Genomic DNA, 24,335 nt, shown 5'->3' on the forward strand with positions numbered 1-24,335 from the left:
CACGGAAGAACTGTTCGCACGCACCTGCGTGCGGCCAAGGAAGCAGCAAACCGGAAACGCAGCGTTCAGTGATCATGCGAGGCCCCCGACTTTTCGATGTCGGCCTTCACCAGGTAGCTCTGCTCCACCACCACCGTGTCGCCCGGCGCCACGCCGGACACCACTTCCACCTGCTGCGCATCGCGCGCGCCCAGCCGCACCGGCCGCGCTTCGTACACATCGCCCACGCGCACGAACACCACGTCCCAGTCGCGGAACCGCTGCAACGCCCCCACCGGCACCACCATCGCCGCCGGCTGCTGCGCCACCGTCACCCGTGCCTTGACCGCCGAGCCCGGCCGCCACAAGCCATCGCTGTTGCGCAGCACCGCGCGCGCCACCGTGCTCTGGCTGGCCGTGGCGGTGCCTGGCAACACGCGCTCCAGCGTGGTCTGCGCCACCACGCCATCGCTGATGCGCGTGACCGTCACCGGCGCACCGGCGGTGATGTGGCCGGCGTCGGCGCCGAAGATGTGCAGATCCACCCACAAGGTGGACAGGTCGGCGATTTCGAACAGCGTCTGGCCTTCGCCCGCGTTGCTGCCCAGGCTGGCATTGCGGGCGAGCACGGTGCCACCGATCGGTGCGCTCACCGAATAGGTGGTCAGGCTCAGATTGCTCTCCACCGTGGCCAGCACCTGGCCTGCGCGGACCTGGTCGCCGACATTGGCGCGCAGGCTGCGCACCGGGCCGGGGAAACGCGCGGTGGCCTGCGCCTGCGCGCCTTCTGCGGGCGTCAACAGACCTTGCACTTCATGCTGGTCGGCGATGCTGCCAGCACCCACCGGAGCAATGCGAATGCCGGCATCCTGGGCGATTTTCGCAGCGATGGTGGTGCGGCCTTCGTAGCTGGCATAGCGCCAGCGATGCGTCTTGCCCTGCACGGTGGCGCGCACGTCCACATCGAATGAATGCGGTTCGCCCACGGTGCTGTCTGCCAGCAGGCTACCGTCGTCGCGTGGCCGCAACCGATGCACTTCATCGACGCCGCCAAGCCGCTTCAAATGCACTTCCACGTTGCCCGCAGTGGCCGGCAACGGTTTGCCATCGCGGTACAGCCAGGCCTGGTAGGTGGGCGGTCTGCCGTCTTCGGCGATCGCCAACTCCACGCTGTCGCCGTCCTGGCTGAGCAGGCGCCCGCCGTGTGCGCCTTTTTGTGCGTCTTCGCCATGTGCGTCAGCATCGGCATCAGCTTCGGCAGCATGCCCTGCGTGGTCGTCGTGAGACTCTTCGCTACTGCGGCCGCAGCCGCTCAGCAGCAGCGCCAACAGCAGCTGCGCCATCAAAAAACGTGTCATCGAAATGGGTCCTGGCTGGCGCCGATGCAGTGCGTCGGGCGAACGAATGAAGCCGGCTTGCGCTGGACGCGCGCCAGGCATGGGCGGTGCTTCGCGGCCGCTGGATGATGCAGTTGCGACTGCAGTTGCAGTTGCAGCAGATGCAACCGTGCGTACGCAGTCCGCGCGAAAAGATGGGAAGGCGTCAGCGCTCATGGCTCCACCTGCGCGGCACTGTCGACCACGAACGGCTGCCCGGTCAGGCGCTGGATCTCGATCAACGCGGTCTGCGCGTCCAGTGCGGCGGCCAGTTGCTGCTGACGTGCATCGCTGCGTTGCGCCTGCAGCTGCGCCCAATCCAGATAACTGGTGGCGCCGGCACGGTACGCGCGCTCGGCCGCGGCATCGGCGCGCGCAAGTGCGGGCAGCACATCGCTGCGCATGCGCGCCACTTCCAGCTGCGCGGCGCGGTAGCGGCCATGCGCGTCGGCCAGCGTGGCGTACAGCAGCAATGCCTGCGATTGGCGTTCGATGTCCAGCAACGACAGCTCCGCTTCGGCGGCGCGGATGTCCGGTTGCGCGCGCGCGGCGCTGCCCAGCGCCAGCGAGACGCTGCCCAGCAGCGCGGTGGCGTCGTTGGCTTCGAGCCGGCGCACGCCCACCTGCCAGTCCAGGTCCGGGCGCGCCTGGCTGCGTGCCAGCCGCACCCGCGCCTCGCGCACGCGCTGCTCGCCGTTCAAGCGCGCCAGTTCGGGCGTGGCATCGAGCAGCTGCGCCAGCACCTCGAACTCGGGAATCGCCGGCAGCTGCAATGGGTCGCCAGTGACATCGCCGAAGTCCGGCGCACGCTGCCCCCACAACACCGCCAACTGGCGACGTGCGGCCGTCTCTTCCAGTTGCGCGCGGTCGCGATCGAGCTCCGCACGTGCCTGCAAGGCCTGCGCGGTCAACACCACCGACTCCGGCGAGGCGCCGGCCTGCAGCCGCAAACGCGCGGCGGCCACGGTACGCTGGCGTTGCGCCAGGGTCTCCAGCGCGACGGTGCGGCGCTGGCGGGCGGCGGTGATGGCCAGGTAACGCCGCGCCACCTCGGCCAGCACGTCCAGCCGCGCGATCGCCCGTTGCGGTGCCAGCGCATCGATACGGGCCTGGGCCAGCGTGCGCCGCGCATCCAGTTTGCCGCCGCGTTCCAGCACGCCGGCCAGGGTGACGGTGAGTTCGGCCTGGTCCAGCGCGCGGGTGGGGCCGCTGCCGAACACGTTTTCCAGTTCGGCACCGATGCGCAACGGCGGACGCAGCGCGTCACGTTCGGCTTCGGCGGTGAGGACGGCACGCTGGCCATCGGCCAGGCGCAGGTCGGGGTGCTGCAGGGCGACGCGCGCGATGGCGTCGTCCAGGGTCAGCACGGGTTTGGGCGATACGTCCTGCGCCATGGCGCACGGCACGACCGCGAAGACGGCAATCGCCGTCAGTCGCAACCACATGAGGGTGTCTCCGGAATCGGGATCGATGGACAGGCCGGCAGCTGCCGGCGAGGCATCAGGCCGCGATCGGGGGACGCAATCCGGTCTCGCTCAGGTGCGAGCGGTAGTGCGCAAACACGGCCACGGGCCGGGCGTGCGCGTGCGTGGACAACGGCAGCCAGGCCAGCGCCGGCAAGACGGCCGGATTCTGGCCGTGGCAGTAGCCGCTATGCATCAGGGCGTGCATCAGGCCGGCCCCATCGCGCTCGCCGGCATCGCCTTCGTCGGCGCCATCATGGCCATGCGGCGCGGTGTCTTCCAGATGCATCTGGTCGTGCGCCAACGCATGCACATCGCCCAATGCGCAGGCCACAGGCGCCACCAGCACGCCCAGCGCCAGCACTGCCAGCGCCATCAGGCGCAGCAAGGGGTGCAACAGGCGGGCGCGACGCAGCAGCATGGGCTGCAGCGTATAGAGCCCAGGGTGGTTACACAATTGCATGCGGGTGTGGCGTGGTTGGGGGGGTGCTTGGATGCTCTTTCTGCTCGGATGCTCTTAAAGCGTGGTGGGTCGAGTGCGCGGTGCCCTCACCGCTCGCGGGACACGCCGTTAACCCGTCCATGGGGGCTCGGTGGCGGCATCCATGCCGCCAACGGTCCCGCAATCGGTAAGGACACCGCACCGGACAGTTGGCTGGTGGTTTTGTTCAAGAACTGAGGGCGCCGCGCCACTGGGTTGCTGGTTGCCGATCGCTTGTTGAAAACTCTGCACACCGACCAACTCGACTGGTCCTTGCCCGCCCACCGTCGCGGGACCTTGAGCGGCATGGATGCCGCGCCAGAGCCTCCAGGGACGGATTCACGGCGTGTCCTGCAATGGTGGGCGGGCAAGGGCCCTGCAGCAAACTCGCAGCCTCGGTCGAGTGCGCGGTGCCCTCACCGCTCGCGGGATTCCAACGTGATGCCCTCAGACGCCGTTACCAGCACATCACGGTGCGCTGGCAGCGGCTGGCTTGGACTTGATCGGGCGTGCCTTGCTCTCTGCGATGAAGGCGCGCACCTGCTGCTCCAGCACCGGCAGGGTGACCGAACCCTGCTTCAGCACCACGTCGTGGAAAGCCTTGATGTCGAAGCGCTCGCCCAGTTGCTGTTCGGCCTCGGCGCGCAGCTTGACGATGCTGATCTCGCCCAGCTTGTAGCTCAGCGCCTGGCCCGGCCAGGAGATGTAGCGGTCCACCTCGGTGGTGACTTCGTGCTCGCTGAGTGCGGTGCGGTCGCGCAGGTAGGCCAGCGCCTGCGCGCGGCTCCAGTCGTCGTGGTGCACGCCGGTGTCGATGACCAGCCGGCAGGCACGCCACATTTCGTAGGTGAGCCGACCGAATTCTTCATAAGGCGTCTCGTAGATACCCATCTCCTGGCCGAGCTTTTCGGTGTACAGCGCCCAGCCTTCGCCGTAGGCGGAGATATAGTTTTCGCGGCGGAACGCGGGCTGCTCGCCCTGCTCCAGCGCCAGCGAGCCCTGCAGCGAATGCCCGGGCGAGGACTCGTGCAAGGTCAACGCCGGCAGGTTGTACAGCGGCCGCGATGGCAGGTTGTAGGTGTTGACCCAATACGTCGTGGCGCCACCGCGGCCGGCGGTCCAGAACGGGGCGATATCGTCGGGCACCGGCTTGATGGTGAAGCGCCCGCGCGGCAGCGTGCCGATGAACTTGCCCACCTGCCCGTCCACGCGCTTGGAGATCCACGCCGCGCGATCGAGCAACTCCTGCGGGGTCTTGGCGTAGAACTGCGGGTCGGTGCGCAGGAAGGTGAGGAACTGCGCGAAGCTGCCCTTGAAACCCACCTGCTGGATGATCGCGTTCATCTGCGACTGGATGCGCGCCACTTCGTCCAGGCCGATCTGGTGGATCTGCTCAGGGCTCAGCTCCAGCGTGGTGTATTCGCGGATCTGCTGGCGATAGAAGGCCTTGCCGTCGGGCAACGCTTCGGCCGCCAGCGTCGTGCGCGCATTGGGCATGTAGTCGTTGCGGAAGAAGCCCAGCAACTTGCTGTACGCCGGAAGGACGGCCGTGCTCAGCGCGGCCTTGGCTTGTTCGCGTAGTTGCGCCTGTTCGGCGGCGGGGATCTGTGAAGGCAGCTGCTTGAATGGCGCGTAGAACGTCGACTCGGTGGGGTCCTTGACCTCGGCGATGGTGGCGATGGAGACATCGCGCCCATCGAGCACCGCGCGCGGCACGCTGAACCCGCGTGCCAGGCCGGCGCGCATGTTGACCATCTGTTGGTCGAAATAGCGCGGCACATCGTTCAGGCGCGCGATGTAGGCGCGGTATTCGGCGGCGGTCTTCATCGGCCGCTGCGCCATGAAGCTCAGGTTCGACCAGAACGAGCTATCGGAGTTGAACGGCATTTCGTACAGGCGCAGGCGCACGTCGGCGGCCAGGTTTTCCACCTGTGGGCGGTAGATGGCGAAGTTGATCTGGTTGGCCGGCGAGAGCTGCCTGGGGTCGATGCCATCAAGCTGCTTGAGCACGCCGTCCCACACCGCCAGGCGCGCCTGCTGGGCGGCCGCGCTGACATCCGGCAGATGCGTGTTGTCGCCGGTGGTGTCGCTGTCTTCGTCGGCCTGCCCGGTTTCGGCCTGCCGCCAGGCCCACTCTTTTTCGTAGATCGCGCGGAAGCGTGCATCGGCGGGCGCTTCGGCGGCGAGCGTGGCCGGCGCGGGCGGCGTGGCGGCCTGCGTGGACGCGACGAACGAGGTGCCCAGCAGGGCGAGCGAGAGTGCGACGGCGAGCGGAGAGGTCACGTGCGGAAAGCCTGATCTGGAGCGAACGCCCGATCATGGCAGCCCACGCGTGAGCTGCCATGGGCCGGAAGTCCCAATGCGAGCTGGCGCGCTGTGGTGGCTGTTGAGCTCCCTCGCCTGCCTTGGAGCGCGTGTGGGGCTGTTGCGCTGATTGGCCAGAGTGTCGGTGCTGCCCCCATCCGCCCTGCGGGCACCTTCCCCCGCAGGCGGGGGAAGGGACCTGGTGGTGTCGAGGGTCGGTTGTCTTTCCACCGGGCGGAGCAACGGACGTTACTGGCGAGGTCGGTGTTGCCCCCTCTCCCGCCTGCGGGAGAGGGCTGGGGTGAGGGCCGCTTGATGCCGATCGGCGTCGGCTCGGCTCAGGCCTTGCGCACCACCACCAGATGCCGCTCGCCCTCCAGGCCGGGCACCTGCAGCGGATGCACCTCGCTCATGGTCCAGCCGGCAGGCAATGCGGCGATTTCCTCGTGCGGATAGACGCCCTTCATTGCCAGCAGGCTACCGCCCGGGCGCAACAGGTGGCCGCCGACATCGATGATGCCGGCCAGCGTGTCCAGCGCGCGCGCGGTGAGGTGGTCGTAGGCGGCCGGCTCGTCCAGCGCTTCGGCGCGCGATTCGGCCACCCGCGCATTGCGCAGCTCCAGGTGACGCAGGGCCTCGCGCATGAAGCGCGCCTTCTTGCCGTTGCTTTCCACCAGGGTCACCTGCAGTTGCGGGCGGGTGATGGCCAGCGGAATGCCGGGCAGGCCGGGGCCTGTGCCCAGGTCGGCAAGGGTGCCGCTGGCGATGTAGGGCTGCATGGCCAGCGAATCGAGCAGGTGGCGGGTGACCATCTCGCGCGGGTCGCGCACGGCGGTGAGGTTGTAGGTCTTGTTCCAGCGCACCAGCAGGGCCAGGTAACGCAGCAGCGGTGCGGCGAAGGCCGCATCCAGGGATTGGGCCTGCAGGCCGCGTTCGAGCGCGGCGGAGACATCGGGGGCGAGTGCGGCATCGTTCATGGCGCGATTATCGCAGCTGGGGTGCCGTGCGGGCGCGCGTGTGCAGGCGAGGATGCTGCTGGGTTGTCCGGGCCGACCAAGCCGACACCTCTTGGGCAACGCTGGACACACGCGCCGCACCCACCGCAATGGACACGTGCCGGTAAGACAGCGGCGCTATATCTGGACACCGCTGCCAGAGCTTTGGAGAACGCCATGCCCGCCTCCGATCGCGTCCGCCGCCGCCTCCTGCAAGGATTGGGTGCCGGCCTGTTGCTGCCAGCCACTGCCGGCTGGTCCGCGCGCAGCCTGGCCGCGCCTTCCGGGCGCCCACTGATCACCGACGGAGTGCAGAGCGGCGACGCGCTGGAAGACCGCGCGATGCTATGGAGCCGTGCAGATCGGCCGGCACGGATGCGGGTGGAATGGGACACGCGCCCCAGCCTGCGCCAGGCACGTCGGGTGGATGGACCGATGGCGGTGGCTGCACACGATTTCACTGCGCGCGTGGACCTGAGTGGCCTGCCGCGTGATCAGGACATCTTCTACCGGGTGCGCTTCGAAGACGCCGACAGCGGGGTACTGAGCGCGCCGGTACATGGGCATCTGCGCAGCGCGCCGCGGACACGGCGCGACGTGCGTTTTGTCTGGAGCGGCGACACCGTCGGCCAGGGCTTCGGCATCAATCCGGACATCGGCGGCATGCGCATCTACAGCGCCATGCGCGAACGCAACCCGGATTTCTTCCTGCACAGCGGCGACACCATCTACGCCGACAGCCCGGTTCCGGCCGAACTCACCGTCGAAGACGGCAAGCGCTGGCGCAACCTCACCACTGCGGCCAAGAGCAAGGTGGCCGAAACGCTGGACGAATTCCGCGGCAATTACCGGTACAACCTGCTGGACGAGCATGTGCGCCGTTTCAATGCCGAGGTGCCGCAGCTCTGGCAATGGGACGACCACGAAACCACCAACAACTGGTCGCCCGGCAAGCAGCTGGATGCGCGCTACCAGGTGCGCGAGATCGACGTGCTGGCCCGACGTGCCCGCCAGGCCTTTCTGGAATACGCACCACTGCGCGGCGTGCGCGCCGATGGCAACGGGCGCATCTATCGCAAGATCGCCTACGGCCCGTTGCTGGATGTGTTCGTGCTGGACATGCGCAGCTACCGCGGCGCCAACAGCGACAACCTGCAACCGCAACCCGGCCCCGATGCCGCGTTTCTCGGGCCGGAGCAATTGGCGTGGCTGCAGCGCGAATTGGCCGGCTCGCGCGCGCAGTGGAAGGTGATTGCCGCCGACATGCCGATCGGCCTGCGGGTGCCCGATGGTGAAGATGGAGAGGGGCGTCCGCGCTGGGAAGCGATCGCCAATGGCGACCCCGGCGTGCCGCGTGGCCGTGAGCAGGAAATCGCCACGCTGCTGCGCTTCATCAGCCGTGCGCGCATCCGCAACACGGTGTGGCTCACTGCCGACGTGCATTACTGCGCAGCCCATTACTACCACCCCGACCGCGCCGCGTTTCAGCAGTTCGAGCCGTTCTGGGAATTCGTCGGCGGCCCGCTCAATGCCGGCAGCTTCGGGCCGAACGCGCTGGATGCCACCTTCGGCCCCACGGTGGTGTTCCAGAAGGCGCCGCCTGCCCCCAATACCTCACCGTTGGCCGGGTACCAGTTCTTCGGCGAGGTGGAGATCGATGGCGCCAGCGGCGTGCTGACGGTGACCTTGCGCGACCTGGATGGCGTGGCACAGTTCCGTCAGCCGATCCTGCCGTATGGCGCGGGGCCTCACACGGCCGCGTGAGGGTAGAGCGCCAGCGCGGCGCGGCACTGCGGTGCGGCCCACCATTCGTGCAGCTGCCAGCGCGCGGCCTGGCCTAGCGCCGGGTCGCACCACCGCAACTGCAGGGCGCCATCGGCTGCCAGCGCGTAGGCCAGCCGATGCAGGCCGAACGACAGGCCGTGCCCATGCGCCTTGAGCAGGGCTTCCTTTGCGCACCACAGACGAAAGAACAGCGCCTGCTGTGCGTCCGCCGGCAAGGCGGCCAGCAGCGCCAGTTCATCGGGGTGGAAGAAGCGATGCGCGATCTCCAGCAGGCGCGGGCGCGGGCGGATCCGCTCCAGGTCCACGCCCAGCCGCACGCCCTGCCCCAGCCCCACCAGCAGGTAATCGCCGCTGTGGCTCCAGCCGGTATCCCAGTCCGGCAAGGCCGGCTGCAGGGTCGGGCGGCCCCGTGCGTCACGTTGCAATGGCACCTGCGCCGGATCCAGGCCCAATGCCGGACCCAGCAGCTGCCTCGCCTGCGGCTCGCCGCGTTCGCCGGGCCGGTGCGGCCGTAGCCAGAGCTGCACCGGCCCGTGCTGCCAGCTTGCGTACGCTGTCACGCGCCGCCCACCAACCCAACTGCTTCGCCAGCCCGGCGGCCGCGCTCGACAGCTGCTTCACGGCGCGATGCGTCCAATGGCGCCCATGCACCACGTCCGGTGCACAGACATGAGGAGATCGGCAACATGGGCATCATCATCTGGTTGATCGTCGGCGGCATCGTGGGGTGGCTGGCCAGCATCATCATGCGTCGCGATGCGCAGCAGGGCATCATTCTCAATGTGGTCGTCGGCATCGTGGGTGCGCTGATTGCCGGTTTTCTGTTCGGCGGTGGCATCAACCAGGCCATCACCCTGTGGACCTTCGTCTGGTCGCTGGTGGGCGCGGTGATCCTGCTGGCCATCGTCAACCTGTTTACCCGCGGCCGCGTGCGCTGATCAGCGCAACATCGGTTGCCACGACGCCCGGGCCTGCCCGGGCGTCGTCGTTTCAGCGACCGCCGGCAGCGCGATCGGCAGGATGGTTGACGCCGTCTTCCACCGGCACCGCAATGTTCAGCGCATACGGATTGACGCCTTCCAGGCAACCGACGTTGTAGCCGTATTCGTTGGGATTGGAACGGCGCCGATGATGGGTGTAGATGCCGCACACGCCGCAGAAGTAATGCGCGGCGGCATGGGTGTTGAACTGATACAGCCGCAGCGCGTCCTGGCCTTGCACCACATGCAGGCCGTCGAGGGCCACAGAGGCCACGATGGCGCCACGCCGGCGACACATCGAGCAATCGCAACGGCGCGGGTCGAGCAGGCCGTGCGGCAACTCCAGATCGATCTGCACTGCGCCGCAATGGCAACTCAAGCGGTGCACCGGACCCAGCGTGATATCGCCCACCTTATGGGTACTGCGACGCAGATGACGCTCGCTCATGCGCCCGCCTCCGCAAGCCGCACCCAGGCCGGCGCATGGTCGCTGGGGCGCTCCCAGGTGCGCGGTTCGCGGTCGATGCCCGATTCAAAGGCACGTGCGCGCAAGGCCTCCGACACCAGGGTCAGGTCGATGCGCAGGCCCAGGTTGCGGCGGAAACCGGCCTGGCGATAATCCCACCAACTGAACTGCTCGGCTTCATCGTGATGCAACCGGAATGCATCGTGCAGGCCCAGCACCAGCAGTTTTTGCAACGCGGCGCGCTCGGCGGTGGAGGTGAGGATATGGTGCTCGTTCCACACCGCCGCATCGTGTACGTCGCGCGCATCCGGGGCGATGTTGAAGTCGCCCAGTACCACCAGCTGCGGATACCGCTGCAGCTCCTGCGCGATCCAGTCGTGCACCGCATCCAGCCAGCGCAGCTTGTAGGCATATTTCTCGGTGCCCACGTCCTGGCCATTGACCACGTACAGGTTGACGATGCGCACGCCGTCCACGGTGGCGGCGATCACGCGTTGCTGCACGTCGTCGAACCCGGGGATACCCATCTGCACGTCCAGCGCCGGCGAGCGCGACAGGATCGCCACGCCGTTGTAGGTCTTCTGGCCGCAGAACACGCTGCGGTAGCCCAGGGCAGCCAGCGCCGCATCCGGGAACTTGTGGTCTTCCAGCTTGGTTTCCTGGACGCCCACCACGTCCGGCGCAAACGCGCCGAGCCACTGTTGCAGGTGCGGCAGGCGCACGTTGAGCGAGTTGACGTTCCAGGAGGCGATTTTCATGGGGGGGCCCGTGGTCCAAACCGCCAATAGTACCGCGCCGCCCGCGCATGCCTCAGGGCCGGGCCGAAAGACGTCCCGAGCTGGTCGGGGCCGCTGCACGCGGTCGCACTCCCCGGGCGGTTCCATCGCCAGACCGTGCGTATGTCGTTGCAGCAATGAAGGCTGCCGCATCCGCGCGCCTGCGCGTCGCGCTGCAAGCGTGGCTGCCGTGCCGGCACCGGGCGCGCAGCGATATCGCCAAAACGCAAGACGCCGGCACAAGGCCGGCGTCTGCAATCACCTGTACAACGCCGCACTCAGTGGCCCGAGGCACCACTGGCACCCAGGCCGGTTTCGGCACGGATCTGCTGCGCCTTGAACGCGGCGCGTTCATTGGCCGCCTGCGGGCTGCGATCCAGGATCGAGAACAGCCAGATGCCGACGAAGCCGATGATCATCGAGAACAGCGCCGGCGAGGTGTACGGGAACGGCGCCGAACCGGCCGCGTTGCCCAGCGTGTCCACCCACACCGACGGCGACAGCACGGTGAGCACCAGCGAGGACACCAGCCCCAGGAAGCCACCAGTCACCGCGCCGCGCGTGGTGCAGTTCTTCCACAGCAGCGACAGGATCAGCACCGGGAAGTTGGCCGAGGCGGCGATGGCGAAGGCCAGCGACACCATGAAGGCCACGTTCTGCTTCTCGAACACGATGCCCAGCAGCACCGCGATCACGCCCAGCACCAGGGTGGTGGCGCGCGAGACCTTCAGCTCCGAGCCCGGCGCCGGATTGCCCTTCTTGAGCACCGTGGCGTACAGGTCGTGCGACACCGCCGATGCGCCGGACAGGGTCAACCCTGCAACCACCGCCAGGATGGTGGCGAAGGCCACCGCCGAGATGAAGCCCATGAACACGTTGCCGCCGACCGCATTACCGACCAGCACCGCCGCCATGTTGGCTGCACCCTTGCCGCCGTGGATGGTGCCGGTGGCCACGTCCGCAAACTGCGGGTTGGTCAGCACCAGCGCGATCGCACCGAAGCCGATGATGAAGATCAGGATGTAGAAGTAGCCGATCCAGGTGGTGGCCCACAGCACCGACTTGCGTGCCTGCTTGGCATCGGGAACGGTGAAGAAGCGCATCAGGATGTGCGGCAGGCCGGCGGTGCCGAACATCAGCGCCATGCCGAACGAGATCGCCGAGATCGGGTCCTTCACGAAGCCGCCCGGCCCCATGATCGACAGGCCGGCCTTGGCGGCATCCTCCGCCGATGCACCGCCATTGGCCGCAATCGCGGTCTTCACCCGCACGCCCTCGGCAAACAGCGCCTCGAAGCTGAAGTTGAAGTGCCACATGATGGCCACGGCCATGAAGGTCACGCCGGTCAGCAGCAACACGGCCTTGATGATCTGCACCCAGGTGGTGGCGGTCATGCCGCCGAACAGCACGTAGACCATCATCAGCACGCCGACCAGGGTCACCGCCACCCAGTAGTCCAGGCCGAACAGCAGCTTGATCAGCGCACCGGCACCGACCATCTGCGCAATCAGGTAGAACAGCACCACCACCAGCGTGCCCGACGCGGCAAAGCTGCGGATCGCGGTCGGCGCGAAGCGATAGCCGGCCACGTCGGCGAAGGTGTACTTGCCGAGGTTGCGCAGCCGTTCGGCCATCAGGAAGGTCAGGATGGGCCAGCCGACCAGAAAGCCGATCGCATAGATCAGGCCGTCGTAGCCATTGGCCATCACTGCGGCGGTGATGCCCAGGAACGAGGCCGCCGACATGAAGTCGCCGGCGATCGCCAGGCCGTTCTGGAAGCCGGTGATGCCGCCGCCGGCAGTGTAGAAGTCAGCGGCCGATTTGGTCTTGGCTGCTGCCCATTTGGTGATCCACAAGGTGCCCAGCACGAAGAAGCCGAACATGCCGATCGCCACCCAGTTGGTGGGCTGCTTGTCGGCCTGACCGATGTCACCGCCGGCGGCCAGCGCGATGCCTGCCGGCAGCAGGCCGGCCAGGATCAGGAGAAGGCGCGAAGTCTTGCTCATTTGCGGGCGTCCTCCAGGATCTGCGCGGTCAGCTGGTCGTAGGTGTTGTTGGCGCGACGCACGTAGATGGCGGTGATGACGATGGTGAACACCATCACCCCGATCGCGATCGGAATGCCGATCGAGGTCACCCCGTCGCCGATGGGCTTGGCAAGGAATTCCTTGTCGAAGGCAATCAGGCCGATGTAGCCGTAGTAGGCCAGCAACATCAGCACGGTCAGCGTCCAGCCCAGCGTATTGCGTTGGCGTTTGAGCGCGTGGTACTTCGGATTGGCATCGATCTTGGCGATCAGTGCGTCATTCGAGACGGTCATGGTCTGTCTCCTGGAGTGCGGGCGGCACGGCCCGCCCACATGCGTGGCGGGCGGCCGGCGGGGTGAACCTTAGAAGCTGTACTTGGTGGTGAACTGCAGGCGCGAGATGTCGCCGGAGTCGCCGTTTTCGGCTTCGCGGCGGCCGTACATCAGCTCTGCACCCACATCCACCTTGGGCAGCGGCGAATAGAAGACGTTGGCACGCAGGCTCTGCTGCGACTTGCTGGCAAGCCCGCCGGTGTTGGCCAGGCTATGGTCGTAATCCACCCGCGAATACATGATGGTGCTGCGCAGCTTGGCGCTGTAGTCGTGGCGCCACGCCACCCAGCCGGCCACGGTGCTGACGGTGTGGATGTTGCCATCCACATCCAGCTCCACGTCCGAGCCGTTGCCCAGGCCCAGATAGCGCCCCAGGCCTTCGCCGTAGCTGAGCTGATAGCGCAGGTCGTTGCTGGAATTGATGATCCAGCGGCCGCCGCCGGCGATGGCGCCGCCGAACTCGGTGTCGTTGGTCAACGCGCTGCGGGTGCGGTACTGGCGTGCGATGGCCGACAGGCCGAACGTGCCCCAGGTGCCCTTCCAGTTGTAGCGCGCGGTCAGGTCCGGCATGGCGCCGTGGTCCGAGGCCAGGATGGTGTTGCCACCCTGGTAGGGCGTGGTCAGCGTTTCCGGGTTTTCTGCCGACACGCTGAAGGCGCCACGGGTGTAGCGGATCTGGGTCTGGCGGCTGAACAACGCGCCGTCGGTCGGCCCGACGATGTCGGCCGCTTCCGGCAGGATCGTGGAGTCGACGAAGTTGGACCAGGTCTGGCCGGCCAGCCAGTTGTTCCAGCTCATGTAGGCATGCCGCAGGGTGCCGCCGTAGAGGTTGTTGACCTGGTTGGCCAGCGCGTTGCCGAAGAAGTCCAGCTCGATGAAGCCGGTGAGCTTGTCGCCGTTTTCGGTGACGGTGTCCACGCCCAGGTTGAAGCGCGAGAACTTGGCATGGAAGTCGGTGTCGGTGCTCGACGCCTGCCCGCCGACCGGCGTCTGGGTCGGGATGTACAGGTACCGCCCCACCGCGCCTTCGGGCAATGCACCATCGCTGGTGCGGGTGGTCATGAAGTCGGCCTTGATGAAACCACCGTAACGGAACGTTGTCCCCGCCGCTGCATTCGGTGTGATGCTGGTGATCTGGATCGGCCGCTTGCCGGCCGGAACCGCAGGCGCCGCTGCCGGCGCTTGCGCCTGCAGGGTGCGCACTTCGCTGACCTGGGTCTGCGTCTGTGCGATCTGGCCCTGCTGCTGTTGCTGCGCGGTCACCAGCAGTTGAACCTGGCGCTCGAGCTCGGCGATGCGTGCTTCCAACGCCTTTTCCTTCGGCGTCTGTGCAAACGCCACACCCGGCAGGATGCTGGCCACGAACAAGGCGGCGGCCAATGGATGGCGCACCAGCGGTGCAGTACGGTGTTTCATGGAACCCTCTCCCCGATGAAGGCCTCGCGCTTGATGGCGATGCTGTGCGGAGCGTGAGGCAGTCCGCGGTTTGCAGCCTATTCGCCTTTGGTCGTAGCTGCAACGCAGCATTCCGCAAGGTGACCGATCGTCGCACCAGAGCCCGCAATGGATGTGCGCTGGCGCACTGACCTGGTTACGACCATGGTCTAAGGCGCCGTTGACCGCCGGGACAGAATGGATGCGGCACACTGATTGCCTACCGAGGGCAGCCGCAGCGCCCTCTTCCGACAAGATCATCGCAAGTGAGGGTGCCATGGCTGATGTTTATCCCGTCGATCCCGCGTTCGCCAAGGGCGCACGCGTCAATGGCGAGCAGTACGCAACGCTGTACCGCGAATCGATCGAGCACCCCGAGCAGTTCTGGGGCAAGGCCGCGCAGCGGCTGGACTGGTTCAAGCAGCCCACCCAGGTCAAGGACGTCAGCTTCGCGCTGGACGACTTCCATATCCGCTGGTTCGGCGACGGCGAGCTCAACGCCAGCGTCAACTGCCTGGACCGCCAGCTGGCCACGCGCGGCGACAAGACCGCGCTGCTGTTCGAACCCGACAGCCCGGACGCCGCCTCCTACCCGGTGACCTATCGCGAGCTCTATGAGCGCGTGTGCAAGCTCGGCAACGCCCTGCGCAACCTGGGCGTCAAGAAGGGCGACCGGGTCACCATCTATCTGCCGATGATCGTCGATGCCGCCGTGGCCATGCTGGCCTGCGCGCGTATCGGCGCGGTGCATTCGGTGGTGTTCGGTGGCTTTGCCGCCAACTCGATCGCCGACCGCGTGATCGATTGCCAGAGCAAGCTGATCATCACCGCCGACGAGGGCCTGCGCGGCGGCAAGAAGATTCCGCTCAAGGCCAACGTGGATGCGGCGCTGAAGATCCCCGGCACCAATACCGTCGAAACCGTGCTGGTGGTGCGCCACACCGGCGGCGCGGTGGAGATGCAGGCACCGCGCGACCGCTGGTTCCATGATGTGGTCGACGGCCAGCCGGCCGAGTGCGAACCCGAGCGCATGAATGCGGAAGATCCGCTGTTCATCCTCTACACCTCCGGTTCCACCGGCAAGCCCAAGGGCGTGCTGCACACCACCGCCGGCTATCTGTTGTTCGCCAGCTACACGCATGAAGTGGTGTTCGACCTGCGCGAGGACGACATCTACTGGTGCACCGCCGACGTGGGCTGGGTCACCGGCCACAGCTACATCGTGTATGGCCCGCTCGCCAACGGCGCCACCGCGCTGATGTTCGAAGGCGTGCCGAATTACCCCAGCGTGTCGCGCTTCTGGGAAGTGATCGACAAGCACCAGGTCACGCTTTTCTACACCGCGCCCACCGCCATCCGCGCGCTGATGCGCGACGGCGAGGCGCCGGTCAAGAAGACCTCGCGCAAGAGCCTGCGCCTGCTCGGCAGCGTGGGCGAGCCGATCAACCCGGAAGCCTGGCGCTGGTACTACGAGGTGGTCGGCGACAGCCGCTGCCCGATCGTGGACACCTGGTGGCAGACCGAAACCGGCGGCATCCTGATCTCGCCGCTGGCCGGCGCGGTCGATCTCAAGCCCGGCTCGGCCGCGCTGCCGTTCTTCGGCGTACAGCCGGCGCTGGTCGATGCCGAGGGCAAGATCCTGGAAGGCGCCACCGAAGGCAATCTGGTGCTGCTGGATTCGTGGCCGGGTCAGATGCGCAGCGTCTACGGCGACCACCAGCGCTTCATCGACACCTACTTCCGCACCTATCCGGGCAGCTACTTCACCGGCGACGGCTGCCGCCGCGATGCCGATGGCTATTACTGGATCACCGGCCGCGTGGACGATGTGATCAACGTGTCCGGTCACCGCATCGGCACCGCCGAAGTGGAAAGCGCGCTGGTCTCGCACCCGAAGGTGGCCGAAGCGGCCGTGGTCGGCTTCCCGCACGACGTCAAGGGCCAGGGCATCTACGCCTACGTCACCTTGATCGCCGGCGAGACCCCGAGCGAAGAGCTGCACAAGGAGCTGGTGAGCTGGGTGCGCAAGGAAATCGGCCCAATCGCCTCGCCCGACCACCTGCAGTGGGCCCCCGGCCTGCCCAAGACCCGCTCGGGCAAGATCATGCGCCGCATCCTGCGCAAGATCGCCGAGAACGCACCGGACCAGCTGGGCGACACCTCGACCCTGGCCGATCCGTCGGTGGTGGATTCGTTGGTCAATGAAAGGCTGACGCGCTAACGCGCTGACGCGCGTTGGAAATGGGGAATCGGGAGTGGGGAATCGTTGAAGCGGTTCCCTGCGAACGGAGGGAATCGAGAATGGGGAATCGTTGGAGTGGTTCCCTACCACCCGGCGCAGAGGCGGCATGGGGAGTGTAAAAACAGTCTCTAGCCCGCCTCTGTCAACCGCTGTTGCGCGCCGCTTTCTCCAGCCACCCGACGTACCATCTCTCAACGCTGTTGCTGTTGCTGTCGCTGTCGCTCTTAGCGTTTGCTCTTGCGATTCCCAATTCCCGATTCCCGATTCCCGGCCCCAAAATGACCACCCTGCTGATCGCTGACGACCATCCCCTGTTCCGCGAAGCCTTGCGCGGGGCAGTGCAGCGGGTGATGCCGGGGGTGGAATTGTTCGAGGCCGACAATGTCGATGCCCTCTATACGTTGGCCGATGCGCAGCCGGATGCCGATCTGCTGTTGATGGATCTCAACATGCCCGGCGCGCAGGGATTCAGCGCGCTGGTGCATATGCGTTCGCTGCATCCGCAGTTGCCGGTGGTGGTGGTGTCTGCACGCGAAGAACCCACCGTGATGCGGCGTGCGATCGACCATGGCGCGTTCGGCTTCATCCCCAAGTCCGCCGATTCGGACACCATTGGCCGTGCCCTGGCCACCGTGCTCGATGGCGAACGCTGGATTCCTGCAGAAGCGCAGAACCTGCCGCCGACCGACAGCGAAGAACGTGAGGTCGGCCAGCGCCTGCGCGATCTCACCCCGCAGCAGTTCCGCGTGCTGCAGATGCTGGGCGCCGGCCGTCTCAACAAGCAGATCGCCTACGATCTGGGCGTGTCCGAAGCCACCATCAAGGCGCACGTCACCGCGATCCTGCGCAAGCTCGGCGTCACCAACCGCACCCAGGCGGTGCTGATGGCGGGCAAGCTCGCCATCGATTCGGATGGCATCGTGCTGCCGCCGGAAGAGGAGTAACCCGCGCGGCACGTGCCTGCGTCGGGCGTCACGGGGAGAGCCCCGTCGCGCCCCGGTGCGCTCCTACGCGTGACCCCGCATCTGCAAGGTTACGCAACAAGAGGCACCACACCGACACACCGCTGCAGGAGCGCCCCGGACGCGACGGCATCATCGATACAGCCCCATCGCACGCACGCGCGTGACGACGCCTGACCCTGCATCTACCAGGTCACGCAACAACAGGCATCACGCCACACACACCAACACACCGACACACCGACACGCCGCTATGGCAGCGCCCTGGCGCGACGGCATCCTCAAGACAGCCCCGTCGCGCACAAGCGCACCACGACGACGCCTGGGCCCGCATCTGCCAGTCACTCGACACGATGCAGGACACCGCCAGCGCGGCAGTGACGCGTGTCCATCGATTCCCGAGACGGGCATGCACCGACGCGCCGCAGTGCACGGCATGCCATGCACCGTGCACAGCAGCTGGCGCTGCGACAGCCGCCCGTGCCACCTGGTGCGTGGCTGGTTGCTGCGGTGTTTTGCGCAAACCCGCTGCTCGACGTTGCTCCACAGTGGCAAGCCCAAGCGCAGCGGCGTGATCGTCTCCACAGCTGCGCGCCGTGCGACATCGCAGTTGTCGATATCACCATTGACCATGTGCTGATGCCTGGGCAAGGCTCGGTCACCAGGGACGCTTTGGAGTTGGGGTGGCATGACGCGACGATTTCCGTGGCTCTGGATGGGCCTGCTGGTGGCGTGCGCACTGATTGCAGTGCTGGCGTGGCAGAACCGGCAGCTGCGGGAGCAGCAGCAGTGGTTGCAGACGCGCATCAGCACGCCTTACGAGGGCATGTACGTGCCCCGGATCGAAGCGATCGATGGCGATGGTCAGCGCCATCTGCTGGGTGCGCCGCAGGGCCCGGCACAGGTGCTGTTCTTCTTCACCACCACCTGCCCGTATTGCCAGCGTTCGGCGCCAACGGTGCTGCGCGCGGCGCGGGAGCTGCAGGCCAATCTACCGGGGCGGCCGCAACTGCTGGGTGTCTGCCATTGCGATGCGGCGCAGGCCGCGCGCTATGCGCATGTGCATGGGTTCGATTTTCCGGTGGTCACGTTGACCGACCGTCGCGCGCTGATGCTGTTCCGTGCGCGCAACGTGCCACTGCTGATGGCCATCGATGGGGCCGGGCGCGTGCGCCATTCCCATCTTGGCGTGTTCGATACCACGGAGCGGGTGCAGGACCTGGTTGCCGCGTTGCGCCGCACGGATGCGCCAGCGGCTTTTGCAACGGTGAAGGAGTAATGCATGAAAAAGCGTTGGGTAAGCTTGCGCAGTGCGTTGATGGCGGCCACGTTTCTGGCCAGCACCGGATTCGGTGCCTTCCAGGTGATGGCCGTGGACAATGCACAGCCGAAAGTCGAATCGTGTAGTGCATGGGCCTGCAAGGCCGAGTGCCCGGAGTTCGGTGGCGATCTCGGGCAAGGCAACGTCTGCTACTGCTGCGGCTGAGTCGGCGGCGGGGCCATCCGGGCCCCGCCCTCTGCAGTGCGATGGCGGTGCTGCGCTGCCAATGCGGGGCACCGTCGTGCAGCCCTCGCTGACCACCATCGCGTTGTCATCGTGCGCACGCTGGCCGCCGCGGTGACATCGCGCACCAACCGCTCAGCTGACCGCGAGCAAGGCGGCACCTGTCAGGCACCGATCCAACCGTCCGCCGTCAGCCCAGCGCGCGGTAGCGGAAGTCGCGCAACACCACCTCGCCCTGCTGCGCGGCGTACACGCCCAGCTGCAGGCTCAGGAACCCGCCAAAGACGTTGTGGTGAAAGCCGGACACTTCCATGCGGGTGGGGTGGCGCGTCCACTGCCGGCCCTCGTCGAAGGAGTAGTCGAAGCGCACGATGTGGTGATCGTTGGTCAGCCGCACGCGGATGCGGCGGTGGGTGTTGGGCGTACGGGCCCACACCAGTTCTTCGGAGTATTCGTAGGTCTTCATGGTGTCGGCGGTGAAGCCGATGCCGACGAAGGCCTTGTGGTTGTAGAACAGCACGATGCCGCCTTCGGCAGTGCCGACCAGCTCCAGCGTCACCTCGGCCACGTAGGCGCGATCGGGCACGCCGCAGGTGAGCGGCGCGCTGTCGATGGGCGACGTGCCCGCGCAGGCCAGCGTCAGCGCCTTGTTCGCACGGCGCACCCGTGCCTGCTCGCCGGGCTTGGGCGCATGCAGGCTCCACTGGGTGCCGAAGCGGTCGCTGGAAAAATCGTCCGACAATGCAAAACCGCTGGCCGCGGCACGCGCGCCGACAGCTGCAAGTGCGGGTGTGCGCATTGGCTTGGACAGATCGCCACCGGTGGCGCGGAACCAGCCGTCGGCGGTCCATTCGACCGGCTCCAGCAGTGTCTGCCGGCCCAGCGTGCGGAAGCCGTTTTCGTAGCCGTGATAGACCAGCCACCAATCGCCGCGCGGGCCCTCCACCAGCGTGGCATGCCCGCGCGACCACCACGGCTCCTGCTCGGACAAGGTGCGCACCAGCGGATTGCGCGGGCAGTGTTCCCACGGCCCATGCACCGAACGCGAGCGCGCGGCGATCACCATATGCCCGGTCACCGGCCCGGCGGTGCCGCCGACAGCGGTCACCAGATACAGCCAGCCGTTGTGCCAGGTGAGCTTGGGGCCTTCGGGGGCGAAGTTCTCCACGATCCAGTCGTCGGGATAGCGCCATGGTGCGTAGGCCGGTTCGAGTTGCCCGTCGGTGGCCAGGCCGTCGTCGCGCAGGCGGATCTTGCGGATGCCGTTGACGAACAGGTAGCGCTTGCCGTCCTCGCCCAGCACATGGCCGGGATCGATGCAGCCGGCGATGCCCAGATCGATCGGCGCGCTCCACGGCCCGCGGATGTCGTCGGCCCAGATCACAAAGATCTTCCAGCCGTGGTCGTCCGGATTGGCCGGGATGTAGATGAAGTAGCGGTTGTCGTGCTTGCACAGGTCCAGCGCCCAGATCGTGCCCAGTTCCTGATGCAGCGCCGGGCCGATCGGCGCCCAGTTGACCAGGTCGGTGGAGTGCCACAGCACGATGCCCGGGTAGGAAAAGAACGACGAAAACGTCATGTAGTAATCGTCGCCATCCTTGAGGATGGTGGGGTCCGGGTGGTCGCCGGCCACGATGGGGTTGAGGTAGGTGCCGTTGCCCAGGTCCGCCTTGCGCTGCCCTTCGATGCCGCGCGCCCACTGCGGGGTGCGAGCGCAGGGTGCAGACGGCGCCTGCGCGGCAGCCGACAAGGGCGCGACCAGCGCGCCGGCGGCCAGTACCTTGAACAAGTCTCGCCGTGTCGTGTCTGGCATGTGCCCGCTTCATCGGATGAGGGCTGGTATCTAGCCCTATGGGCGGGCCTGGGGCAACCGCACGACCTGCGTTATAGGAACTGGTGATGCGGCATGCGGATTTTGAAATAGCCTGGCAGTGGCGCGTTGCAGCGAGCGGGACTGCGCATCGGCATCGGGATGCATGCGCACGTGCTGTGCTGGCAGGTGTACGTGCGTTGGGCTGGATGGCGCTCCTCTCTGCAATGACATGACGGCGCGATGCGTCATCGCGTTCGGCACCGTGAGCTCGGCGGACCGTCACCGGCCGGAGGCTGTGCGAGGTTTATCGCTGGGTTGCACCTGACTGGGCATCCAGAAACTGCCCGGTGTGTGTCACAGCCATTGGTCCGGTCGAGTGGGCACATCTCTCGCGCATTGGCCGGAACCACACGAAAGCGATGCCCGGCCCAGGGCGCCCCGCCGCTTGCGGCGCCCTGGGCGCCTGCAAGCCCACTGCCATGCTGCACTGCAGCGTGATCTGTTCATTGATGATTGCCATATTCATATGCGAACAGCCGGGCACCCGCCGGCTGGTGGACGTTGCGATGCCCAGCTGCTGCTTTCCAGACTCCGGTTCCGCCTGCGCCGTCTTTTCGGAGCAGTGCGCATGAGCGCCGTCGCGCGGCAGCGCCTGGGGCGCACCGACGTGCAGCTGTCGGCGCTGGGCTTTGGCGCCGCGCCGATCGGCAATCTGTACGCCGAAGTGGACGAGGCCGACGCGCTGGCTGCGGTGGCGGGCGCGTTCGATGCCGGCATCCGCCATTTCGATACCGCGCCTTACTACGGCTATGGCTTGAGCGAAGCGCGCCTGGGCCGCGGCCTGGCCGGCGTGCCGCGTGATGCGTACACGCTGTCGACCAAGGTCGGCCGCTGCGTCTACGACGACGCCCAGGCCGTTGCCGGCCGCGACGGCTTTGCGGTGGCCGGGCGCCGCGCCGAGTTCGACTACAGCGCCGACGGCGTGCGGCGCGCGTTCGCCTCCAGCCTGGAGCGCCTGGGCACCGACTACATCGACGTGCTGCTGCTGCACGACATCGGCGCGCTGACCCACGGCGACAACCACGCCCGTGTGCTGCAGCAGGCCTTGGAGGAGGCCTTGCCGGCCATGGCGGAGTTGAAGGCGTCCGGTGCGTGCGGGGCGATCGGCCTGGGCGTCAACGAGCAGGACGTGGCACTGGAGGTGCTGCCGCGGTTTCCGCTCGATTGCGTGATGCTGGCCGGCCGCTACACCCTGCTGGAACAGCACGGCGCACGCGCGCTGCTGGACCAGGCGCAGCAACACGGCGTGTCGATCCTGTCGGCCGGGCCATACAGCTCGGGCCTGCTCAGCGATGCGCGCGGCCCCGGCGCCACCTACAACTACGCCCCGGTCGATACCGCCACCTTGCAGCATGCGCAGCGCCTGTATGCCGCCTGCGCCGCGTTCGGGGTGGATATCGGTGCGGCTGCGTTGCAGTTCCCCCTGGCGCATCCGGCAGTGACCACGGTGGTGGCCGGCATGCGCACCGTGGCCGAGGTGCACTCGGCCGCCGCACGGTTGCAGGCGACCATTCCGCATGCGCTATGGCAGCGCCTGCGCGACGGCGGCCTGCTCGATACGGACCTGCCCACGCCATGAACCGCGTCGATGCGCATCTGCATTTCTGGCATCTGGCACGTGGCGATTACGCCTGGCTGACGCCCGAGCTTGCGCCGCTGTATCGCGACTTTGCACCGCACGATGTCGGCGCTGCGCTGGACGCGGCCGGCGTTGGCAGCGTGGTCGTGGTACAGGCCGCCGCAACGGAAGCGGAAACCTGTTACCTGTTCGAGCTGGCGCACGATGCGCCGCGCATTGCCGGCGTGGTCGGCTGGGTGGATTTTGCCGCGCCCGACGCCGCCGCCCGCATCGGCGCGCTGGTTCGCGCTGGCGGCGGCCTGCTCAAGGGCCTGCGCCCGATGGTGCAGGACATTGCCGACGTGCACTGGCTGGCAGGCGCCGAGTTGGACGCCGCCTTCGATGCGATGCTGGAACACGATCTGGCCTTCGATGCCTTGATCCGCGCGGCACACGTGCCGGCCTTGCAGGCGCGCCTGAAACGGCATCCGGCATTGCGCGTAGTCGTCGATCACGGCGGCAAACCGCAGATTGCGGCCGGCGAATTCGTCGCCTGGGCGGCCGGCATGGCCGCATTGGCGCAACATCCCAATGTGCATTGCAAACTCTCCGGTCTGCTCACCGAAGCCGCCCGCGGCGCCGGCATCGACGCACTGGAGCCGTATGTCGCGCACCTGTTCGCGCGCTTCGGTGCGCAGCGCCTGCTGTGGGGCAGCGACTGGCCGGTGCTGACCCTGCGCGCCGATTACGCGCACTGGGTCGATCTTGCACAGCAGCTCGTCACCCGGCATGCCGCCGCCCACGCCGATGCGGTGTTCGGCGACAACGCATGTACGTTCTATCGTCTGCCACGGCCGGCGGCCCCCACCCACGGAACCTTATCGGTATGACAGTCTCCATCCCCACCACACCCACCACCCGCCTGCACGGCAAGCGCTGCCTGGTCACCGCCGCTGGCGCCGGCATCGGCCGCGAAAGCGCGCTGGCCTGCGCACGCGCCGGCGCCCAGGTGATCGCCACCGACATCGACGCCGCTGCCTTGCAGGCGCTGGCGGCCGAATCGGACGCCATCACCACCCAGCTGCTGGACGTCACCGATGCCTCGGCGATCGCTGCGCTGGTCGCGGAGCACGGCCCGTTCGATGTGTTGTTCAACTGCGCCGGTTACGTGCACCAGGGCAGCATCCTCGACTGCGACGAGCCAGCGTGGCGCCGCTCGTTCTCGATCAATGTCGACGCGATGTACTACACCTGCAAGGCGGTGCTGCCGGGCATGCTCGAACGCGGCCGCGGCAGCATCATCAACATGTCGTCGGTGGCTTCCAGCATCAAGGGCGTGCCCAACCGCTTCGTCTATGGCGTGACCAAGGCCGCCGTGATCGGCCTGAGCAAGGCGATTGCCGCCGACTACGTGGCGCAGGGCGTGCGTTGCAACGCGATCTGCCCGGGCACCATCAAGACGCCCTCGTTGGCGCAGCGCGTGCAGGCCTTGGGCGGCGACGAACAGGCCGTGTGGAAGAGCTTCACCGACCGCCAGCCGATGGGCCGCCTGGGCGACCCGCGCGAGATCGCGCAGCTGGTGGTGTATCTGGCCTCGGACGAATCCTCGTTTACCACCGGCCAGACCCATATCATCGATGGCGGCTGGTCGAACTGAGAGGTGCTGGATCGCTCTCTGTCCGCTGACACCAGGCCGCATCTCACACCTGGCGTCAGCGTTGTTTGCAGCATGGATCACCCGCATTCCTGTTCCGAGCGCACCTTCCGCACCCGTCCGCGCCGTGTGATCGGCCGCTCC

The 24,335-nt window shown here is 67.2% G+C and carries 21 protein-coding genes; 9 read left to right on the top strand and 12 right to left on the bottom strand.

Going from position 1 to position 24,335, the window contains the following annotated elements:
- Positions 1 to 65: 65 nt before the first annotated feature.
- The 5 genes from ACCQ12_RS19510 to rsmG form a co-directional block, all read right to left on the bottom strand.
- A complete protein-coding gene (locus ACCQ12_RS19510; RefSeq protein WP_372382502.1) occupies positions 66 to 1,337 on the bottom strand; it encodes an efflux RND transporter periplasmic adaptor subunit in 1,272 nt (423 codons plus the stop codon).
- 191 nt (positions 1,338 to 1,528) lie between these two features.
- Entirely contained in the window at positions 1,529 to 2,800 is a 1,272-nt protein-coding gene (locus tag ACCQ12_RS19515; RefSeq protein WP_372382503.1) for a TolC family protein, read from the bottom strand.
- A 55-nt stretch (positions 2,801 to 2,855) separates the two neighbouring features.
- Complete coding sequence (locus ACCQ12_RS19520) at positions 2,856 to 3,239, bottom strand: hypothetical protein (protein ID WP_039404961.1); 384 nt, start codon at positions 3,237 to 3,239, stop codon at positions 2,856 to 2,858.
- Between the two features lie 528 nt (positions 3,240 to 3,767).
- A complete protein-coding gene (locus ACCQ12_RS19525; protein WP_372382504.1) occupies positions 3,768 to 5,582 on the bottom strand; it encodes a DUF885 domain-containing protein in 1,815 nt (604 codons plus the stop codon).
- 359 nt (positions 5,583 to 5,941) lie between these two features.
- Positions 5,942 to 6,580, bottom strand: a complete 639-nt coding sequence (gene rsmG, locus ACCQ12_RS19530) for a 16S rRNA (guanine(527)-N(7))-methyltransferase RsmG (protein WP_047697899.1) — start codon at positions 6,578 to 6,580, stop codon at positions 5,942 to 5,944.
- Between the two features lie 195 nt (positions 6,581 to 6,775).
- On the opposite strand from rsmG, the gene ACCQ12_RS19535 reads away from it, so the two are divergent.
- Positions 6,776 to 8,362, top strand: a complete 1,587-nt coding sequence (locus tag ACCQ12_RS19535) for an alkaline phosphatase D family protein (RefSeq protein ID WP_372382505.1) — start codon at positions 6,776 to 6,778, stop codon at positions 8,360 to 8,362.
- Here ACCQ12_RS19535 and ACCQ12_RS19540 read toward each other — a convergent pair.
- Complete coding sequence (locus tag ACCQ12_RS19540; RefSeq protein ID WP_372382506.1) at positions 8,347 to 8,943, bottom strand: 4'-phosphopantetheinyl transferase family protein; 597 nt, start codon at positions 8,941 to 8,943, stop codon at positions 8,347 to 8,349. The genes ACCQ12_RS19535 and ACCQ12_RS19540 overlap by 16 nt on opposite strands.
- Before the next feature lie 126 nt (positions 8,944 to 9,069).
- Between ACCQ12_RS19540 and ACCQ12_RS19545 the strand changes: the two genes are divergently transcribed.
- Positions 9,070 to 9,321, top strand: coding sequence for a GlsB/YeaQ/YmgE family stress response membrane protein (locus ACCQ12_RS19545; protein WP_039404974.1), 252 nt, complete (start codon positions 9,070 to 9,072; stop codon positions 9,319 to 9,321).
- Positions 9,322 to 9,373: 52 nt separating this feature from the next.
- Here the strand turns inward: ACCQ12_RS19545 and ACCQ12_RS19550 are convergent, their stop codons facing one another.
- From ACCQ12_RS19550 to ACCQ12_RS19570, 5 genes are all read right to left on the bottom strand, one after another.
- Positions 9,374 to 9,811: a GFA family protein gene (locus ACCQ12_RS19550; RefSeq protein WP_355605801.1), complete on the bottom strand. Its 438-nt coding sequence runs from the start codon at positions 9,809 to 9,811 to the stop codon at positions 9,374 to 9,376.
- Positions 9,808 to 10,587: an exodeoxyribonuclease III gene (gene xth / locus ACCQ12_RS19555; RefSeq protein WP_372382507.1), complete on the bottom strand. Its 780-nt coding sequence runs from the start codon at positions 10,585 to 10,587 to the stop codon at positions 9,808 to 9,810. Before xth ends, ACCQ12_RS19550 begins: the two co-directional genes overlap by 4 nt.
- A 296-nt stretch (positions 10,588 to 10,883) precedes the next feature.
- Positions 10,884 to 12,611: a cation acetate symporter gene (locus tag ACCQ12_RS19560; RefSeq protein ID WP_372382508.1), complete on the bottom strand. Its 1,728-nt coding sequence runs from the start codon at positions 12,609 to 12,611 to the stop codon at positions 10,884 to 10,886.
- Positions 12,608 to 12,925 (bottom strand): DUF485 domain-containing protein, encoded by a 318-nt coding sequence (locus ACCQ12_RS19565; protein WP_047697893.1) that lies wholly within the window; start codon positions 12,923 to 12,925, stop codon positions 12,608 to 12,610. Before ACCQ12_RS19565 ends, ACCQ12_RS19560 begins: the two co-directional genes overlap by 4 nt.
- Positions 12,926 to 12,994: 69 nt before the next feature.
- Positions 12,995 to 14,380, bottom strand: coding sequence for a DcaP family trimeric outer membrane transporter (locus ACCQ12_RS19570; protein ID WP_372382509.1), 1,386 nt, complete (start codon positions 14,378 to 14,380; stop codon positions 12,995 to 12,997).
- 295 nt (positions 14,381 to 14,675) lie between these two features.
- On the opposite strand from ACCQ12_RS19570, the gene acs reads away from it, so the two are divergent.
- The 4 genes from acs (at position 14,676) to ACCQ12_RS19590 (ending at position 19,088) form a co-directional block, all read left to right on the top strand.
- Complete coding sequence (gene acs / locus ACCQ12_RS19575; protein ID WP_372382510.1) at positions 14,676 to 16,619, top strand: acetate--CoA ligase; 1,944 nt, start codon at positions 14,676 to 14,678, stop codon at positions 16,617 to 16,619.
- 299 nt (positions 16,620 to 16,918) lie between these two features.
- Positions 16,919 to 17,584 carry a response regulator transcription factor gene (locus tag ACCQ12_RS19580; protein WP_039566073.1) on the top strand — a complete coding sequence of 222 codons (666 nt, stop codon included), beginning with the start codon at positions 16,919 to 16,921 and terminating at the stop codon, positions 17,582 to 17,584.
- Positions 17,585 to 18,317: 733 nt separating this feature from the next.
- Complete coding sequence (locus ACCQ12_RS19585) at positions 18,318 to 18,881, top strand: peroxiredoxin family protein (RefSeq protein ID WP_184441562.1); 564 nt, start codon at positions 18,318 to 18,320, stop codon at positions 18,879 to 18,881.
- Positions 18,882 to 18,884: 3 nt separating this feature from the next.
- Complete coding sequence (locus tag ACCQ12_RS19590) at positions 18,885 to 19,088, top strand: hypothetical protein (RefSeq protein ID WP_005922076.1); 204 nt, start codon at positions 18,885 to 18,887, stop codon at positions 19,086 to 19,088.
- Positions 19,089 to 19,296: 208 nt separating this feature from the next.
- Here ACCQ12_RS19590 and ACCQ12_RS19595 read toward each other — a convergent pair whose 3' ends face one another.
- The gene (locus tag ACCQ12_RS19595) at positions 19,297 to 20,919 is read right to left on the bottom strand and encodes a family 43 glycosylhydrolase (protein ID WP_372382511.1); all 1,623 of its coding nucleotides are present in this window, start codon (positions 20,917 to 20,919) and stop codon (positions 19,297 to 19,299) included.
- A gap of 628 nt (positions 20,920 to 21,547) precedes the next feature.
- Here ACCQ12_RS19595 and ACCQ12_RS19600 point away from each other — a divergent pair.
- Genes ACCQ12_RS19600 through ACCQ12_RS19610 form a run of 3 tightly spaced genes read left to right on the top strand, consistent with a single transcriptional unit; the run spans position 21,548 to position 24,194 of the window.
- Positions 21,548 to 22,558 carry an aldo/keto reductase gene (locus ACCQ12_RS19600; RefSeq protein WP_372382512.1) on the top strand — a complete coding sequence of 337 codons (1,011 nt, stop codon included), beginning with the start codon at positions 21,548 to 21,550 and terminating at the stop codon, positions 22,556 to 22,558.
- Complete coding sequence (locus tag ACCQ12_RS19605) at positions 22,555 to 23,427, top strand: amidohydrolase family protein (RefSeq protein ID WP_372382513.1); 873 nt, start codon at positions 22,555 to 22,557, stop codon at positions 23,425 to 23,427. The genes ACCQ12_RS19600 and ACCQ12_RS19605 overlap by 4 nt, the downstream gene beginning before the upstream one ends.
- Positions 23,424 to 24,194 carry an SDR family oxidoreductase gene (locus ACCQ12_RS19610; RefSeq protein ID WP_372382514.1) on the top strand — a complete coding sequence of 257 codons (771 nt, stop codon included), beginning with the start codon at positions 23,424 to 23,426 and terminating at the stop codon, positions 24,192 to 24,194. Before ACCQ12_RS19605 ends, ACCQ12_RS19610 begins: the two co-directional genes overlap by 4 nt.
- The last annotated feature ends 141 nt before the right edge of the window (positions 24,195 to 24,335 follow it).

It is taken from the genome of Xanthomonas sp. NCPPB 1068 (assembly GCF_041479385.2).
Classification (GTDB): Bacteria; Pseudomonadota; Gammaproteobacteria; order Xanthomonadales; family Xanthomonadaceae; genus Xanthomonas; species Xanthomonas cannabis.

What these genes read in the sequence shown, in the direction of transcription:
- ACCQ12_RS19610 (WP_372382514.1), top strand. Translation starts at nt 23,424, where the DNA reads ATGACAGTCTCCATCCCCACCACACCCACCACCCGCCTGCACGGCAAG.
- rsmG (WP_047697899.1), bottom strand. Translation starts at nt 6,580, where the DNA reads ATGAACGATGCCGCACTCGCCCCCGATGTCTCCGCCGCGCTCGAACGC.
- ACCQ12_RS19605 (WP_372382513.1), top strand. Translation starts at nt 22,555, where the DNA reads ATGAACCGCGTCGATGCGCATCTGCATTTCTGGCATCTGGCACGTGGC.
- ACCQ12_RS19510 (WP_372382502.1), bottom strand. Translation starts at nt 1,337, where the DNA reads ATGACACGTTTTTTGATGGCGCAGCTGCTGTTGGCGCTGCTGCTGAGC.
- ACCQ12_RS19595 (WP_372382511.1), bottom strand. Translation starts at nt 20,919, where the DNA reads ATGCCAGACACGACACGGCGAGACTTGTTCAAGGTACTGGCCGCCGGC.
- ACCQ12_RS19520 (WP_039404961.1), bottom strand. Translation starts at nt 3,239, where the DNA reads ATGCTGCTGCGTCGCGCCCGCCTGTTGCACCCCTTGCTGCGCCTGATG.
- ACCQ12_RS19550 (WP_355605801.1), bottom strand. Translation starts at nt 9,811, where the DNA reads ATGAGCGAGCGTCATCTGCGTCGCAGTACCCATAAGGTGGGCGATATC.
- ACCQ12_RS19600 (WP_372382512.1), top strand. Translation starts at nt 21,548, where the DNA reads ATGAGCGCCGTCGCGCGGCAGCGCCTGGGGCGCACCGACGTGCAGCTG.
- ACCQ12_RS19560 (WP_372382508.1), bottom strand. Translation starts at nt 12,611, where the DNA reads ATGAGCAAGACTTCGCGCCTTCTCCTGATCCTGGCCGGCCTGCTGCCG.
- ACCQ12_RS19535 (WP_372382505.1), top strand. Translation starts at nt 6,776, where the DNA reads ATGCCCGCCTCCGATCGCGTCCGCCGCCGCCTCCTGCAAGGATTGGGT.
- ACCQ12_RS19585 (WP_184441562.1), top strand. Translation starts at nt 18,318, where the DNA reads ATGGGCCTGCTGGTGGCGTGCGCACTGATTGCAGTGCTGGCGTGGCAG.
- ACCQ12_RS19565 (WP_047697893.1), bottom strand. Translation starts at nt 12,925, where the DNA reads ATGACCGTCTCGAATGACGCACTGATCGCCAAGATCGATGCCAATCCG.
- ACCQ12_RS19590 (WP_005922076.1), top strand. Translation starts at nt 18,885, where the DNA reads ATGAAAAAGCGTTGGGTAAGCTTGCGCAGTGCGTTGATGGCGGCCACG.
- ACCQ12_RS19515 (WP_372382503.1), bottom strand. Translation starts at nt 2,800, where the DNA reads ATGTGGTTGCGACTGACGGCGATTGCCGTCTTCGCGGTCGTGCCGTGC.
- xth (WP_372382507.1), bottom strand. Translation starts at nt 10,587, where the DNA reads ATGAAAATCGCCTCCTGGAACGTCAACTCGCTCAACGTGCGCCTGCCG.
- ACCQ12_RS19570 (WP_372382509.1), bottom strand. Translation starts at nt 14,380, where the DNA reads ATGAAACACCGTACTGCACCGCTGGTGCGCCATCCATTGGCCGCCGCC.
- acs (WP_372382510.1), top strand. Translation starts at nt 14,676, where the DNA reads ATGGCTGATGTTTATCCCGTCGATCCCGCGTTCGCCAAGGGCGCACGC.
- ACCQ12_RS19580 (WP_039566073.1), top strand. Translation starts at nt 16,919, where the DNA reads ATGACCACCCTGCTGATCGCTGACGACCATCCCCTGTTCCGCGAAGCC.
- ACCQ12_RS19545 (WP_039404974.1), top strand. Translation starts at nt 9,070, where the DNA reads ATGGGCATCATCATCTGGTTGATCGTCGGCGGCATCGTGGGGTGGCTG.